The organism is Streptomyces sp. NPDC058335, assembly GCF_042723915.1.
Classification (GTDB): domain Bacteria; phylum Actinomycetota; class Actinomycetes; order Streptomycetales; family Streptomycetaceae; genus Streptomyces.
The window spans coordinates 1-14,312 of sequence record NZ_JBHXHX010000002.1; the positions used below are offsets into that span (position 1 = coordinate 1).

The 14,312-nt window shown below is 70.5% G+C and carries 14 protein-coding genes and 1 rRNA gene; 5 read left to right on the top strand and 10 right to left on the bottom strand.

Annotation, left to right across the window (positions count from 1 at the left end; genetic code table 11):
• Both rrf and ACFWJX_RS03005 read left to right on the top strand, forming a co-directional pair.
• Positions 1-95 (top strand): 5S ribosomal RNA (rrf, locus tag ACFWJX_RS03000); the annotation flags it as partial.
• A gap of 112 nt (positions 96-207) precedes the next feature.
• On the top strand, positions 208-753 hold the full coding sequence (locus tag ACFWJX_RS03005; RefSeq protein ID WP_383235955.1) for a GNAT family N-acetyltransferase: 546 nt from the start codon (positions 208-210) through the stop codon (positions 751-753).
• A 3-nt stretch (positions 754-756) separates the two neighbouring features.
• On the opposite strand, the gene ACFWJX_RS03010 is transcribed toward ACFWJX_RS03005, so the two are convergent.
• From ACFWJX_RS03010 to ACFWJX_RS03040, 7 genes are all read right to left on the bottom strand, one after another.
• Positions 757-2,187, bottom strand: coding sequence for a type VI secretion protein (locus tag ACFWJX_RS03010; RefSeq protein ID WP_383235956.1), 1,431 nt, complete (start codon positions 2,185-2,187; stop codon positions 757-759).
• A gap of 15 nt (positions 2,188-2,202) precedes the next feature.
• Entirely contained in the window at positions 2,203-3,627 is a 1,425-nt protein-coding gene (locus tag ACFWJX_RS03015) for an ATP-binding protein (protein ID WP_073499104.1), read from the bottom strand.
• A 9-nt stretch (positions 3,628-3,636) separates the two neighbouring features.
• A complete protein-coding gene (locus ACFWJX_RS03020; RefSeq protein ID WP_383235959.1) occupies positions 3,637-5,196 on the bottom strand; it encodes an SCO6880 family protein in 1,560 nt (519 codons plus the stop codon).
• Complete coding sequence (locus ACFWJX_RS03025; protein ID WP_383235962.1) at positions 5,193-6,533, bottom strand: hypothetical protein; 1,341 nt, start codon at positions 6,531-6,533, stop codon at positions 5,193-5,195. The genes ACFWJX_RS03020 and ACFWJX_RS03025 overlap by 4 nt, the downstream gene beginning before the upstream one ends.
• Positions 6,523-7,350, bottom strand: coding sequence for a hypothetical protein (locus ACFWJX_RS03030; RefSeq protein ID WP_383235965.1), 828 nt, complete (start codon positions 7,348-7,350; stop codon positions 6,523-6,525). Before ACFWJX_RS03030 ends, ACFWJX_RS03025 begins: the two co-directional genes overlap by 11 nt.
• A gap of 189 nt (positions 7,351-7,539) precedes the next feature.
• Positions 7,540-7,848 (bottom strand): hypothetical protein, encoded by a 309-nt coding sequence (locus ACFWJX_RS03035; protein ID WP_073499096.1) that lies wholly within the window; start codon positions 7,846-7,848, stop codon positions 7,540-7,542.
• Positions 7,849-8,191: 343 nt separating this feature from the next.
• Positions 8,192-8,476, bottom strand: coding sequence for a DUF397 domain-containing protein (locus tag ACFWJX_RS03040; protein WP_383235969.1), 285 nt, complete (start codon positions 8,474-8,476; stop codon positions 8,192-8,194).
• Positions 8,477-8,567: 91 nt separating this feature from the next.
• Between ACFWJX_RS03040 and ACFWJX_RS03045 the strand changes: the two genes are divergently transcribed.
• The gene (locus tag ACFWJX_RS03045; protein ID WP_383235972.1) at positions 8,568-9,341 is read left to right on the top strand and encodes a trypsin-like peptidase domain-containing protein; all 774 of its coding nucleotides are present in this window, start codon (positions 8,568-8,570) and stop codon (positions 9,339-9,341) included.
• Between the two features lie 13 nt (positions 9,342-9,354).
• Here ACFWJX_RS03045 and ACFWJX_RS03050 read toward each other — a convergent pair whose 3' ends face one another.
• Positions 9,355-10,095, bottom strand: a complete 741-nt coding sequence (locus ACFWJX_RS03050) for a carbonic anhydrase (protein WP_383235975.1) — start codon at positions 10,093-10,095, stop codon at positions 9,355-9,357.
• 282 nt (positions 10,096-10,377) lie between these two features.
• Here ACFWJX_RS03050 and ACFWJX_RS03055 point away from each other — a divergent pair, with 282 nt between their 5' ends.
• Positions 10,378-11,385 carry an NlpC/P60 family protein gene (locus ACFWJX_RS03055; RefSeq protein WP_383237311.1) on the top strand — a complete coding sequence of 336 codons (1,008 nt, stop codon included), beginning with the start codon at positions 10,378-10,380 and terminating at the stop codon, positions 11,383-11,385.
• A 213-nt stretch (positions 11,386-11,598) separates the two neighbouring features.
• Positions 11,599-12,312: a phosphatase PAP2 family protein gene (locus ACFWJX_RS03060; RefSeq protein ID WP_383235979.1), complete on the top strand. Its 714-nt coding sequence runs from the start codon at positions 11,599-11,601 to the stop codon at positions 12,310-12,312.
• Positions 12,313-12,446: 134 nt separating this feature from the next.
• Here ACFWJX_RS03060 and ACFWJX_RS03065 read toward each other — a convergent pair whose 3' ends face one another.
• A complete protein-coding gene (locus tag ACFWJX_RS03065; protein WP_383235981.1) occupies positions 12,447-14,024 on the bottom strand; it encodes an FAD-binding oxidoreductase in 1,578 nt (525 codons plus the stop codon).
• An 89-nt stretch (positions 14,025-14,113) separates the two neighbouring features.
• On the bottom strand, positions 14,114-14,287 hold the full coding sequence (locus ACFWJX_RS03070) for a hypothetical protein (RefSeq protein WP_167534903.1): 174 nt from the start codon (positions 14,285-14,287) through the stop codon (positions 14,114-14,116).
• Between the last annotated feature and the right edge of the window lie 25 nt (positions 14,288-14,312).

Sequence of the window (14,312 nt, forward strand, 5' to 3'; positions counted from 1 at the left end):
AAACGCCCGGTTACATTCCGAACCCGGAAGCTAAGCCTTACAGCGCCGATGGTACTGCAGGGGGGACCCTGTGGGAGAGTAGGACGCCGCCGAACAATCTTTGAGAAAACCCCCGTGCCTCCGGCACGGGGGTTTTCTGCGTTTACCGGTCTTTCGGCGCCGCTAATTCGGGTGAGTGGGCCGGTAGCCGGGTACTACGGTGGCCCCATGAGTTACCTGATCAGGTCCGTGCGTGCCGAGGAATGGCCGGCTGCGAAGGAGCTGCGGCTCCTGGCGTTGCGGGACCCGGTCGCGCACCTCGCCTTCCTGGAGACGTACGAGCAGGCGCTGGCGAAGCCGGACTCCTTCTGGAAGGAGCGGACTGCGGGAGCGGCCGACGGGGTCGGCGAGGCTCAGCAGATCATCGCCGAAGGGCCCGACGGGGAGTGGGTCGCGACGCTGACCGTGCTGGTCGAGGAGGCCGGCACCAAGGACTGGGCGGGGTTCCCGGTCGAACAGCGGCAGGGGCATGTCGTCGGGGTGTTCGTGCGGGCCGAGTACCGCGGGATCGGGCTCACCGAGGTGCTGTTCGACGCCGGGCTGGAGTGGGCGTGGTCGCGCGGGCTGGAGCGGGTGCGGCTCATCGTGCACGAGGACAACGGGCGGGCGCGGACCTTCTATCGCAGGGCCGGGTTCATGCCGAGCGGGGTGGTCGTGCCGCTGGCCGAGGATTCCGACGGCCGGGAACTGGAGTACGTCCTCGAACGGCCGTAGGTGTCACACCGGCAGTTCGTGGTGGGGCCAGCGGGTTCTGGCCTGTTCGCGGGAGCGGAGCAGGGCCAGGGTGGGCAGGCCCCGGTCGCGGCCGTCGGCCAGGAGGTCGGGGAGCTGGGCGAGCGGGGCCACGGCCGCGACGTCGTCCAGGACAAGGGTCAGTGGTGGGTCGAGCCGACCGGAGGATGACCGTTCGGCCATGCGCCGGCCGCGCTCGACCACGCTCGAGACGAGGGCCGTGAGGAGGGGCATCGCGCCAGGATGCGTCCTCGGGTCCTCGATGGATTCACCGACCACATAAAGCGTTCCCCCTTCGTTGACGAAGGAATCCAGGGCGAGGGCGTCAGTCCGGTTGGGAGTGCAGGCCTCGCGGATGTTCACCGTGGAGAGCGCGGACAGGGCTCGGGTCGTCAGTTCCTGGGCGATGTCCCGGCGTTCGGCGTGGGCGGTGAGGGCGGCTTCGAGTTCGCCCGCGGAGCCGGCCGCCGCCTTCGGGTTCGTACGGAGGGTGCGGACCGCTTCCTGGATGCCGGTGCCCTGGGACCAGCGGTGGACGTGGCGGACGGTGCGGCCGTCGATGGCGGCGGCGTGCAGATAGCTGCGCAGGAGCGTCTCGGCGGTCTCGGTGACGGCCTGGTCCAGGCGGGCGGTGGGGCGTACGGGGGTGAGCAGGGCCGTTGCTCTGGCTGCCGCTGTCGCCTTGTCCTCGCAGCCCGCGGTCGGGGACCAGTGGAGGCGGGCCGGTGTGTCGCAGAGGTGGGTGGGATCGTAGAGGAGGACCGGGCCGAGTTTGGCTCGGGCGTCCTTGGTGTCCTGCCAGAGGGCGGGGTGCGAGGTGACGACCAGGACGGCGCCCTCGGCGTCGCGTATGGCCTGGGTCGCGGTGGCGTGGCGGGTCGCGGGTGGGGCGTACGCGACCGGACCTTCCGGTCGGGGTGCTTCCCAGGCGATCGCCGGTTCGGCCGTCGGGAGGGGGGCCGGTGTCGGGGGTTCCGGTTCGGGTTCCGTCCTGGGCACGGGGACCTGGTGGTGGAGCGGCGGTACCGGTGCCTCGTGGCGGGGTCGGGTCGTCCTCCCCGCCCGTACCGCCCGCCATCTCGACACCGTGCCCAGGGTGAACACCGTGAGGACCAGGAGGATCATCACCTGGCCGATGAGCAGGCCCCAGAAGAGGCCGTAGCCGGAGAGGGCCGACGGGGCGGCGGCGGGCCAGGCTCCGGGGAGGTCGTGCGGTTGGCCGACCAGGTGGCGCATGGCCAGCGGGGTGCGGGGGAAGGTGACGCCGGCCGGCCAGGAACCGTGGGCGAAGAGGGCCGCGAGGCCCGTCGCCGTCCACACCAGCAGCGTCATGCCGAGCAGGAACGCGAGGAGCCCGAGCAGCAGCCCGTCGGGGATGCCTCCCTGGCCCCGGCCGCGGTCGTCACCCGGTCTCATCGCGCCCCCTCTGCCCTAGGCCACCGTCGACTCGGACGAGCCGTCCAAGTCGGGCAGGTGCTGTTCCATGAAGGCCGCCGCCCGTTGTTCCTGTTCCAGTTCGGCGGCGCGCAGCGCGTCGTCCTCGGCGAGGTCGGCGGACGACTGGGTCATCGCGCGGTCGGTGAAGACCAGCGGGCGTTCCGTGTCGGTGATCAGGTGTTTGACGACCTGGACATTGCCGTTGACGTCCCACACCGCGATGCCCGGGGTGAGGGTGGGGATGATCTCCACCGCCCACCGGGGCAGGCCGAGTACGCGGCCGGTCGCCCTCGCCTCGTCCGCCTTCTGGGCGTAGATCGTCCGTGTGGAGGCCATTTTGAGGATGGCGGCCGCTTCCTTCGCCGCCGCTCCGTCGACCACGTCGGACAGGTGGTGGACGACCGCGACGAAGGACAGGCCGAGGCGGCGGCCGAACTTCAGCAGGCGCTGGAACAGCTGGGCCACGAACGGGCTGTTGATGATGTGCCAGGCCTCCTCGACCAGGAAGATGCGCTTCTTCCGGTCGGGGCGGATCCAGGTGTGCTCCAGCCACACGCCGACGATCGCCATGAGGATCGGCATGGCGATGGAGTTGCGGTCGATGTGGGACAGGTCGAAGACGATGAGCGGGGCGTCCAGGTCGATGCCGACCGTCGTCGGGCCGTCGAACATGCCGCGCAGGTCACCGTCGACGAGGCGGTCCAGGACCAGCGCCACGTCCAGCCCCCACGCCCGTACGTCGTCTATGGCGACGTTCATCGCCTCGGCGGACTCCGGCTCGGGGTGTCGTAGCTGCTCGACGATGTCGGTGAGCACCGGCTGGCGTTCGACGATCGTCTCGTTGACGTAGGCGTGGGCGACCTTGAGGGCGAAGCCGGAGCGTTCGTCCAGGCCGTGGCCCATCGCGACCTCGATGATGGTGCGCAGCAGCGCCAGCTGGCCCGTCGTCGTGATCGACGGGTCCAGCGGGTTGAGACGGATGCCGAGGTCCAGTGCGGCCGTCGGGTCCAGGCGGATGGGAGTTATACCCAGCGCCTGCGCGATGAGGTTCCATTCGCCGACGCCGTCCTCGCCCTGCGCGTCCAGGACGCAGACCTGGCGGTCGCGGAAGCGGAGCTGACGCAGGACGTAGGTCTTCTCCAGGGCCGACTTGCCGTTGCCGGACTCTCCGAGGACCAGCCAGTGCGGGGCCGGGAGCTGCTGGCCGTACAGCTGGAAGGGGTCGTAGATGTAGCCCTTGCCCGAGTAGACCTCGCGGCCGATGATCACGCCCGAGTCGCCGAGGCCCGGGGCGGCGGTCGGGAGGTAGACCGCCTGGGCCTGGCCGGTGGAGGTGCGCACGGGCAGGCGGGTCGTCTCGACCTTGCCGAAGAGGAAGGACGTGAAGGCGTCGGTGACGACGGACATGGGGTCCCGCATGTAAAGCCCCTACCTTCGGATGCCGGTGGCGAACGGGAGGGTGTTCACGAACGCGCGGTGGTGCTCTCGGTCGCACCACTCCAGCTTGAGGTACGACTTGCCCGCGGACGCCCTTATCGTCCGCTTGTCGCGGGCCAGTGCCTCCGGGTTGCGGGAGGAGACGGTGATGTAGCCGACGAGGTTGACGCCCGCCGCGCCGCTCGCGAGGTCCTCGCCGCGCTGGTCGATGCGGGAGTGGGCGGCCACGTCGCGCGGGTCCACCGTGCGGTTCATCTTTGCGGCGCGGCTGGCCTCCGCCTCGTCGTTCGTCTTTTCGGTCAGCATGCGTTCGATGGCTACCTCGGTGGGCTCGAGATCCATCGTCACGGCGACCGTTCGGATGACGTCCGGGGTGTGGACGAGGAGCGGGGCCAGGAAGTTGACGCCGACGGGCGTCATCGGCCACTCCTTCACCCAGGCCGTGGCGTGGCACCAGGGGGCGCGGGTGGAGGACTCGCGGGTCTTCGCCTTGAGGTAGGTGGGCTCCATGGCGTCCAGCTCGGCCGGCCAGGCGTTGCGGCGGGTCATCGCCTGGATGTGGTCGATCGGGTGGTCCGGGTCGTACATGGAGTGGATCAGCGACGACAGACGGCCCTGGCCGAGGGGCTGGCGGACGCGGATGTCCGCCTCCTGGAGGCGGGAGCAGATGTCGGTCAGCTCGCGGGCCATGACGACGGCGAGACCTGCGTCGCGGTCCAGCCTGCGGCCGTTGTGCGGGCGGGCGGCGCGGGCCATGGCGTTGGCCTCGGCGGCCAGTTCGCGCGTGAAGTGCATGCAGGCGACCAGGTAGGCGCGGTGCTGCTCGCTGCTCGTCGACACCATCGACTGGAGCTGCTCGTACGACGACTGCAGCCAGGGCAGGGCCTTGTCGTCGCCGCGCTGGGAGACGTCCTTGGCGTGGGCGTCGGGGTCGGCGGGGAGGGTGCGGGCGAGCATCTGGAGGCGGGTGACGAAGCCGTCGCCGTTGGCCACGTGCTTGAGGAGGGTGCCGAAGCGGTCGACGAGGGCCTCCTGGTCCTCGCTGTCGCGCAGGCCGACGCCCGGCCCCTCGATCTCGATTGCCGCGGTGACCGTACGGCGGTCGGCGTGCAGCAGTACGGCGATCTCGTCGGGGCCGAAGGGGGCGGCGAGCCAGTTGATGCGGCCGATGCCCGGCGGCGGGCCGACCTCGATCTCCTGGCCGTCGATCCGGGTGCCCGCCTCCATGGCGGTCGAGCGGTAGACCGTGCCCCGGCGCAGGGTGCGCTTGTAACTGCGGTTGATCTCGAACCACTTGTAGAACGTGCGGTGCTTGTACGGCACGTACACCGCGGCCAGCGCGAGCATCGGGAAGCCGGCGAGGAGCACGATCCGCAGGGTCAGGACGGGGACGAGGAGACCGCACATCATGCCGAGGAACGCGCCGATGACGATGAGCGCGATCTCGCCGGACTCGCGGTTGCGGCCGACGATCGCGTTCGGCCGGGCGCGGCCGATCAGATATGTGCGGCGGGGCGTGACCACGTGGGACACGTGGGACTCGGTCGTCAACGCCCTTCACCTCCCGTGCGGTTGGTACTGCTGTTGCGGGTGTTGCCGGCGTGCGGGGTGTTCAGCGGGCTGCTCGCGCGGGGTGCGGGTGCGGCGGAGGGGACAGATCCGCCGCCTCCGTTCGAGCTGCGCGAGCTGTGCGCGGCCACGCCGCCGGCGGCCTGGTTGGCCGGGCGCTGGCCACCGGAGGAGGACCCGCCGCCGCCGTTGTTGTCGGCTCGGGTGCTGTGCGTCTTGATGCCCTGGGCGACGAGGGTCGCCGGGGAGCTGATGACGGCCGCGGCCTTGCCTTCGGCGCCCTGCATGATGCGGTTGTTGCGCGAGTTCGCGATCTCGTCGCCGAACCCGGGCACGAAGCGGTAGATCATCGCGCTGGCGAAGATGGCCAGCAGGATGATGGACAGGCCGGAGACGACGGCGCCGAAGGCGTTCGGGCCGTCGTCGGCGGAGAGCGCGCCGGCCAGGCCGAGGACGATCACGATGACCGGCTTGACCAGGATGACGGCGATCATGATGCCGGCCCAGCGGCGGACGTGGCCCCACAGGTTCTTGTCGACGAGGCCGGCGTAGACGACCGTGCCGAGCAGGGCGCCGACGTAGAGCAGGGCGGCCCTGAGGACCAGCTCCAGCCACAGGACGCCGGCGGCGAGGATGGACACCAGGGAGACCACGATCAGCATGATCGGGCCGCCGCCGATGTCCTCGCCCTTCTCCAGGGCGGCGGAGAAGGTGCCGAAGTAGGTGTCGGTCTGGCCGCCGGTCGTCTTCGCCAGGACCTCGCTGATGCCGTCGGTGGCCGAGACGACCGTGTAGAGGATCAGCGGGGTGAAGGCGGAGGCGAGGACGGTGAGCCAGAGGAAGCCGACGGCTTCGCCGATGGCGGTGGTGAGGGGGACCCCGCGGACCGCCCGCTTGGCGACGGCCAGCAGCCACAGCAGGAGGGTCAGGACGGTCGACGCGGCGAACACGACGGCGTACTGCTGGAGGAACCGGGCGTTGGTGAAGTCGACGTTCGCGGTGTCCTGCACGGCCACGCTGAGCTTCTCGACGGTCCAGGCGGCGGCTTCGGCACAGCCCTTGGCCAGCGAGGAGAGGGGGTCGAGGGTGTCGGAGACGCCGGGGGTGGTGGTGCCGGAGGGGGTGTTGCCTTTTTCGCAGTACTCCTCGGCGGGGCCCCGGATGAGGTCGCAGGTGCTGTTGCTCGGCGAGGAGGACACCGACGGCGAGGGACTGGGGCTGGGTGTCGCGGCGAAGGCACGGCTCGCCAGCAGCACCGCGGTGGTCTGAGCGGCGATGACGGCAGCCGTCAGCTTCAGGGAGAGGTGCTTAGCGCGCATACGTGAACCCTCCGTACTCCTCGACGGCCTTCGTCATGTCGTCGGCGGTGGAGGCCTTCTGGTCGCGCCCGACCGGAACGGGCCCGTCCTTCTGCTGGAAATCGGCGACCTTCCAGTCGTTGTTGATCCACTTGAGCTGGAAGATGTTGGTGTACCAGCTCTCGGACACGGGGTTTGTCGACGCCTCGCCCGAGAGGCCGAACAGCGAGGTGTACCAGACCTCGACGGTGGCCGCGTTCGCGTTGAACGCCGTCACCTTGGTGCCCACCGGAGCGATCCGGGAGACGAAGACCTGGCCGTTCGGTGCCGTGCCGTACTTGTCGAGGCCGATGTTGCTCAGGAACGTCTCGTTCGAGTACACGGTGTCCAAGGAGGACTGGCGTGCTGCGGCGACATCGGGTGTGTACACGGTGTCGACGATCTGGTGCCGCCGAGCGGTGTGGAACATCTCCGCCGAACCCAGAACCACGGTGTAGTTGGCGGCCGCGCTCTGGGCGCCCTGCTCGTCACGGGCGTACCCCGAGGGGATCCCCGCGCTCTTTCCGCCCACCGGCTTCGTCCCGCTTGCCGCCGTCGACGAAGTCTTCGGCTTGTCGGCGTTGGTCTCGCCCGTGGCCGCGGTGGAAGGGGAATCGTCTCCTCCACGGTTCGCGAAGGCGATCGCGGCGATGAGGAGGACGACGACGCCGACCACCATGACCAGGCTCCGCGGGGACGAGCGGCTGGGGCGGCGGGCACCGCCGTAGGGGTCGGCCTCGGGGAGGCGGACGCGGGTGCCCGCCGGCTCGCCGTAGTCGTGTTCGTCTCCGGGACTCATGCCGTGTACGCCCTCTCGCTGCCGTACCGGAACGCGTAGTAGTACGACGGTAGCCGTGCTGGTTCCCGCGCGGGCGCGGTGTGGTGACTCGACATCAGGGAAACGCAACCTCAGCCGGTGGGCACGACGGGTGGGTGGGGTGGAGAGGGCCGGGCGTGCCCGGAGCGAACTGGCGGTCGGCGACGCCCGCTACACGGCCATGCCGTACACGATCGTGAACAGGGTGCCGAGGGACCCGATGATGAAGACGCCCGTCAGCCCGGCGATGATGAGGCCCTTGCCCTGTTCCGCGCTGAAGGTGTCGCGCAGGGCCGTCGCGCCGATGCGCTGCTTGGCGGCGCCCCAGATCGCGATTCCGAGGCAGAGCAGGATGGCGATGGCCATCACCACCTCGATCATCACCTTGGCCTCGTTGCCCAGGCTGCCGAAGGGGCCCCAGTCCGGAGCGATCCCGCCGATGATGGTGTTGATGTCTCCCTTGTCGGCCGCAAAGAGCATGTAAGTCACCGCCCCTGGTGGGTAGTTCCGAGAGGCCCCTGCGGTGTGCAGAGGTCAGGACTCATTGTCGCCGACAACGCCGCCTTCGTATGTCGACTTGGCGCCATTGACGGGCGGTATTCGTACGAATAGCTCGCACTTGTCACTCTGTGTATCACGGCAGTTCACGCCGGGCAACGAAGTCGGAGCGGAACCTGTCGTGTGGTTCCGTCGTTGACTCACTTCACGGCCGAGTGCCGTTTCTGACGGCTGGTCGGGTGAGGGCCCGCTTCGATGTTCTCATGACTGACGGTGTACGGGAGGCGGGCTCACGGTCCGCTGTGGCACCGCCTCTGACCTGACGTCAGGCGGTGTTCGCGGGGTCGCTCTCCGCTTCCGCCGAGTCCCCGGCTCCCTCCAGGCCCTCCACGAAGTGGTCGAACTCTCCTGCCTGCACCCCGAGGACGAACGCGTCCCACTTGCGGCGGTTCGTCGTGACCACGTTGTCCGGGTCGCTGGTCTCGCGGAGGTAGACGGGGGCCTCCCCGTCGTCGCCCTCGCCGAAGGCGATCTCGATCCAGGGGCCGGGGCCGGTCGCCTCCGGCGGGGCGGCACGCACCCACGTCAGGTCGGGGGGGATGTCGGTCACGGGAGATGCCTTCCGCACGGGGCCTCTACGACTCCGTGGACGATAGCGGGGTCTGACCGGCCTCTCACCTTCGTGGGACACAGTGGGGGCGATGAAGCGCAGCCCGCGTCCCTACGCCGCCCTGCTCGGTGTCGTACTGCTGGCGGTCACCTCGGCCTCGGAGGCGGCCGCCGGTGACGGGCCGGGTCCTCTCGGCGTGACGGTCGTCGCGGGGGCGACGGCGGGGACCGCGCGGGTGGGGGCGCTGTTCGACGCGGACGACGGCGGGGGTGGTGGCGGTCGGCCCGTGGGCAGCCACTTCTGTACGGCGTCCGTCGTCCGCAGTCCGCACCGCGATCTCCTCGTCACCGCCGCGCACTGCCTCGCCGGGCAGGGCGCGCTCGTCTTCGTACCCGGATACCGGGACGGGAAGGCCCCCTACGGGGTGTGGACGGTCGCGCGGGACTTCCTGCCCGACGGGTGGGCCGACGGTCGCGACGAGGACAGTGACGTCGCGTTCGCGGTGGTCGGGGAGAGGGGTGGGAACGGCGGGAAGCGTGTCGAGGATGTTGTCGGGGGCAATCGGTTCGTGACCCGGACCGACGTCGGCGCCACCGCCGTGACCGTCACCGGATACCCCGACTCCCGCGAGACGCCGCTCACCTGCACCAACAGGCCGCGTCCGCACAGCCGTACCCAGCAGCGCATCGACTGTCCCGGCCTCAGTGGGGGGACCAGCGGCAGCCCGTGGGTCAACGGGTTCGGGGAGGTCGTAGGGGTACTGGGGGGACACGAGGAGGGTGGCGCCACGGACGACATCTCGTACAGCGTCGTCCTCGGGGCGGAGGCCGCGGCGCTGTACCGGGAGGCGGCCTCCGACCCGTAGGGGGAGCGAGGGGTCAGGCGAGACGGTGGACGGTCTGGGTCGTCAGCTCGTAGCGGGCGCCCGCGACGACCAGCTCGCCGGCGGTGATCTTCGCGGCGAGGTCGGGTTCGGCGGCGAGCCGGGAGCGGACGGCCAGGACGTTCGCGTCGACGGTGGTGTCGATGCGGGCGTCGCCCTCCTTGCTGCGGTCGATGGCCGGGCGTATCTGGTCGGCCAGGTACTGGATGTGGGCGGGCAGCCGCTGGCCGGACAGGTCCGCCTCGACCGCCGCGCGCACGGCACCGCAGGACTGGTGGCCGAGGACCAGGACCAGGGGTATGCCCAGCTCCAGCACGCCGTACGCGACGCTGCCGAGGACAGCCTCGTCCAGGACCTGGCCGGCCGTGCGGACGGTCATCAGGTCGCCCAGGCCCTGGTCGAAGACCAGCTCGGGAGGGACGCGGGAGTCGATGCAGCCGAGGACCAGGGCGTAGGGGTGCTGGCCCTGCGTCAGGCTCTCCCGGACGGCGGGGGTTTCGTCCGGATGCCGCTCGCGGAAGGTGCGCCAGCGGCGGTTGCCGGCGGCCAGCTCCCGCAGGGCCGCGGTGGCGGTGGTGGGGCGTGAGGCGGCGGGAGCGGGAGCGGTGGGTCTGGCGGAGGCCGCGGTCGCGGTGAGGGCCGCTCCGCCCAGGGCCACCGCGCCGACGAGGCCGCCGCGCAGCAGGGCGCGGCGGGCGGGCGTCGGGAGGGGGGTGTCGTCAACGTCAAGGATCACGGAGGGGAACGTATGCGCGAGTCCTGGGTTCGGTGCGGGGGTTGCCCGATCATGGACGTGGATGGGGAATTCAGGACCGATCGATGGGTAGTGCTTGGCGCGCGCCATGGCTGCCCTTGACACACGCGGCAGAAGAAGGCGACCGGCTGAACCTGTGCGGCCGCGCGGGTGGGGGTGCCGGGCGGACCGAGGCAGGTCGTGGAGAGAGCGTCGGTTGCACGGGATTCCGCGGGGGAAGCTCATACACTGACGCGGGCGGTAATCCGCGTGGGCGAGGGGCGGTTGACGGTGCGTAAGGCATGGATCCTGGCGGGTGCCGCGACTGCGGCAGGGCTCAGCTTCGTGATGCTGCTCGTCATCGGCGTGTACATCATCGCCGGGAACCTCACCAACGGCGTCGGCGGCAAGAGCGTCGGGCTGGCCAAGGGTGCCGTGCCGGCCGCGTACCAGGCGCTCGTGCAGAAGTGGGGCAACCTCTGCTCCGCGATCGACCCGGCGCTGCTCGCCGCCCAGCTCTACCAGGAGAGCGGATTCAACCCGAATGCCAAGAGTCCCGCGAAAGCCCAGGGAATAGCACAATTCATCCCTGGCACCTGGGCGACGCACGGCATCGACGGCGACGGGGACGGCGACCGTGACGTCTGGGATCCGAATGACGCGATTCCGTCGGCCGCGACATACGACTGCGAGCTCGCCTCGTACGTCAAGAAGGTGCCCGGCGACCCCACCCACAACATGCTCGCGTCGTACAACGCGGGGGCCTACGCGGTGATCAAGTACGGCGGTGTGCCGCCGTACCAGGAGACCCAGAACTACGTGAAGACGATCACCACGCTGGCGAAGAGCTTCGCCGCGCCGGTCACCCGGGTCGATCCGTCCGAGCAGGCCGCCGGGGCCATCTACTACGCGCAGAAGAAGCTGGGGACGCCGTATCTGTGGGGTGGGAACGGTACGCCTGAGCAGGGCGGACGCTTCGACTGTTCCGGATTGACCAAGGCGGCCTTCGAGAGTGTCGGGATCACGCTGCCCCGGGTCGCCAACGATCAGTACAACGCGGGGCCGCACCCCTCCCGGGACGAGCTGCTGCCGGGCGATCTGGTGTTCTTCTCGACCGATCCCGACAACTCCCGGGCCATCGACCACGTGGGCATCTACGTCGGCGGCGGGTACATGATCGACGCGCCCCGTACGGGGGCCGTCATCCGGTTCGATCCGATCGACACCCGGAAGTACTTCGGTGCCACGCGGGTCACCGAAGATGGCGCGAAAGCGCTCCCCACGAGAGTCTGAACCGGACGGTAACCCGCCTCCTGAGCTGCGGTGATGTGTCTCTCTTCGGTAACGTCTGCGTGATCATTCGGTGGAGAGTGGAACGTATCAACGGGAGTCGTGCGTTCCTGTTGACGTAGCCGGGCAATGCGCGGATCTACGACCACGGGGGTGTGGGTACGAGCGGCGTGCGTGAGGCACGCCGGGCAGCAACGACGAAGGGGCCGCAGCACCATGGCTGGACTCGCCGCATCCGGGTCGAACCCCGACGTCGACCTGCTCTATGACATCAACGGCCTCGCGAAGGACGCCCCGCACTGGCTGGACCGGACCGTCGAGTTCGTCGGCGAGTACGGGCTGCTGCTGGCGATGGTGCTGCTCGTGGTCTGGTGCTGGTGGACCGTGCGGCGGCGGCCCGCGTCGGCCGAGGAGGCCGCCGCGTCCGTGGCCGCGCTGGTGTGGGCGCCGCTGGCCGCCGGGCTCGCGGTGCTGGTGAACGTGCCGATACGGGGGTTCGTGGAGCGGCCCCGGCCCTTCCTCGACCACCAAGGGCTCGAGGTCCTCGTCTCCGGCAAGACCGACTACTCCTTCGTGAGCGACCACGCGACCATCACCATGGCCATGGGCGTCGCGCTGTTCGTCGCCAACCGGAAGTTCGGGCTCGTGGGGATCGGGCTGGGGCTGCTGGAAGGGTTCTGCCGGGTGTACATGGGCGTGCACTATCCGACGGATGTGATCGGGGGGTTCGCGCTCGGGACGGCTGTGGCGTTGCTGTTGTCGCCGGTCGCTTCGATGCTGCTGACCCCTGTGATGAAGGCGGTTGACGGGTCGGGGTGGGCGGGGTGGGCCGTAAGGGGGCGTTCCGCCCGTGCGGGCGACCGGGATGCTGTTCTGCCGGGGTCTCGGATGGAGGCGGCTTCCGCTGAGGAGCGGGACCTGGCTGCCTAGGGTTTCTGTGGTCCCGCGCCTGCGGGGCTGAGCTGTGGTGGTGCTGAGGTGGGTGGGTCGCGTGGCCGGCGCTGCCGGGGTGCCGCCCGCAGGCTGGGCGGGTGGCGCATGCGCCGCAGACGGCGGCAGTGGTCCTACAGGGACTGCGGGTACGTGAAGAAGTTCGTGGGGTCGTACTGGTGTTTTAGCTGGGTCAGGTGGGCGGCTGCTGGGCCGTAGTACGCCTTTTTCCAGGTGGAAAGGGTGGGGTCGGCGTAGTTCTGGTAGGCGGCGCCCGAGGCGTGCGGGGCCATGGAGTGGTGGGCCGTCGTCAGCCAGGACTGGGCCGTCGTGCCCGTGGTGCCCGCGCGCCAGGACACGAGGTACTGGGCCAGCATCCGGGAGCGGCGGTGGACGAAGGCCGTGGCCGTGGGGGAGACGCGGTTGATCGCGCCGCCGAGGGCGGTGAGCGCGATGCTGCCCGAGCCGCCGCGGACGGTCCTCAGCTGCTGGAGCAGGGTCCGGATGCCGGCCGCCGAGAGGGAGCGGTCGAAGAAGTCGGAGCGGGCCGCGTACGTCTCGCGGCCCAGGGCGCCTTGCGGGGAGCGGCCGGGGGTCGAGCCGGGCAGATGGCACTGGGCGTCGGTGGCGAAGGACGAGCAGCCGGCGTAGATCTCCATGGCGTCCTCGTAGGAGCGCCGGCGCAGTGACACGCTCGTCGCGGAGGCACCCACGCGGTCCGCGAGGCGGTCGACGGCGTTCTGGAGCTGACCGTAGGTGCCGATGCCGAAGGCGGAGACGGAGACCCTCGGGGTGCCGCCGGGCGTGCCGGCCAGGTGGAGGGCGGACCAGATCTCGTCGGGCTGGGAGGGGCCCCATTCCTGCCAGGCCTTCACCACGGCCGCGGCCTTGGACCAGGGCCAGGAGAGGTAGCCGGTCACCGCCTGCGGCGCCGGGTGGGTGGTGAAGTGGAGTTCCGTGACGACGCCGAAGTTGCCGTTGCCGGCTCCGCGCAGCGCCCAGAACAGGTCCTTGTGGTGGGTGGCGTCGGCGGTGAGCTGCTTGCCGTCCGCGGTGACGATGGTGGCCCGCGTGAGGCTGTCGCAGGTCAGGCCGTACGCGCGGGAGACCACGCCGTGGCCGCCGCCCAGGACCAGGCCGGAGACGCCGACCGTCGGGCAGGAGCCGGCCGGGATCGTCATGCCCTTGGCGGCGAGTGCGCGGTAGACGTCGATCAGTTTGGCGCCGGCGCCGACGACGGCGGAGGTGCCGCTCGCGCGGACCCGGTTCAGCCGGGAGACGTCGAGGATCAGCCGGCCGTTGCCCGAGGACCAGCCGCCGTAGGAGTGGCCGCCGTTGCGGATGGCGACCTTGGTGCCGTGGGCGCGGGCGTACGCCAGGGCCGTACGGATGTCGTCGGTGTGGGCGACGTAGGCGACCGCGGCCGGGCGGAGGGTGTCGAAGCGGGTGTTGTACAACTGCCGGGCCGCCGTCCAGGAGGCGTCGCCGGGGCGGATCAGGGGGCCGTCGAGGGAGCGGCCGAGGGCGGCCCAGTTCGCGGCGGCCGCGGCGCTCGTGGTCCGCAGCGGAATCTTGCCGTCCGCGGTCCCGGAGGCGCCTGGGCTTCCGGAGGCGGTCGTGGAGGAGCCGCCGCTGTCGTCCGACCGGCACGCGGCCGTCGCGACCGCCGCGACCGCGGCCGTGCCGCCTGCGATGAACGTACGCCGTTGCATGTCTGACCGCCCTGTGCCTTCCGTCGGCTTCATGGAGCGAGACGGGGCCATGGGCCCGGGGGTTCCCGTGGCGGGCAAACGGCACGGGGTCAGTCGTGGGTGTGGCCCGCGGCGTCCGCTCTGGCCAGGCTTCTCGCCCTGCGTGCCGGGCCGCGCCAGCCGCAGGTGCAGCGGGCCAGGCAGAAGGGGCCGTGTTCGACGGTCGTGGTGGTGTGGGCCGCCCCGTCGCCGGGGGAGGATGCCGCACGGTCCTGCTGGGTCACGGAGACAACGGTACCCAGCCCCGGC

Excerpts from the sequence above, each read along its gene's own strand:
- ACFWJX_RS03005 (WP_383235955.1), top strand. The coding sequence starts at position 208 with ATGAGTTACCTGATCAGGTCCGTGCGTGCCGAGGAATGGCCGGCTGCG.
- ACFWJX_RS03010 (WP_383235956.1), bottom strand. The coding sequence starts at position 2,187 with ATGAGACCGGGTGACGACCGCGGCCGGGGCCAGGGAGGCATCCCCGAC.
- ACFWJX_RS03015 (WP_073499104.1), bottom strand. The coding sequence starts at position 3,627 with ATGCGGGACCCCATGTCCGTCGTCACCGACGCCTTCACGTCCTTCCTC.
- ACFWJX_RS03025 (WP_383235962.1), bottom strand. The coding sequence starts at position 6,533 with ATGCGCGCTAAGCACCTCTCCCTGAAGCTGACGGCTGCCGTCATCGCC.
- ACFWJX_RS03030 (WP_383235965.1), bottom strand. The coding sequence starts at position 7,350 with ATGAGTCCCGGAGACGAACACGACTACGGCGAGCCGGCGGGCACCCGC.
- ACFWJX_RS03035 (WP_073499096.1), bottom strand. The coding sequence starts at position 7,848 with ATGCTCTTTGCGGCCGACAAGGGAGACATCAACACCATCATCGGCGGG.
- ACFWJX_RS03045 (WP_383235972.1), top strand. The coding sequence starts at position 8,568 with ATGAAGCGCAGCCCGCGTCCCTACGCCGCCCTGCTCGGTGTCGTACTG.
- ACFWJX_RS03060 (WP_383235979.1), top strand. The coding sequence starts at position 11,599 with ATGGCTGGACTCGCCGCATCCGGGTCGAACCCCGACGTCGACCTGCTC.
- ACFWJX_RS03065 (WP_383235981.1), bottom strand. The coding sequence starts at position 14,024 with ATGCAACGGCGTACGTTCATCGCAGGCGGCACGGCCGCGGTCGCGGCG.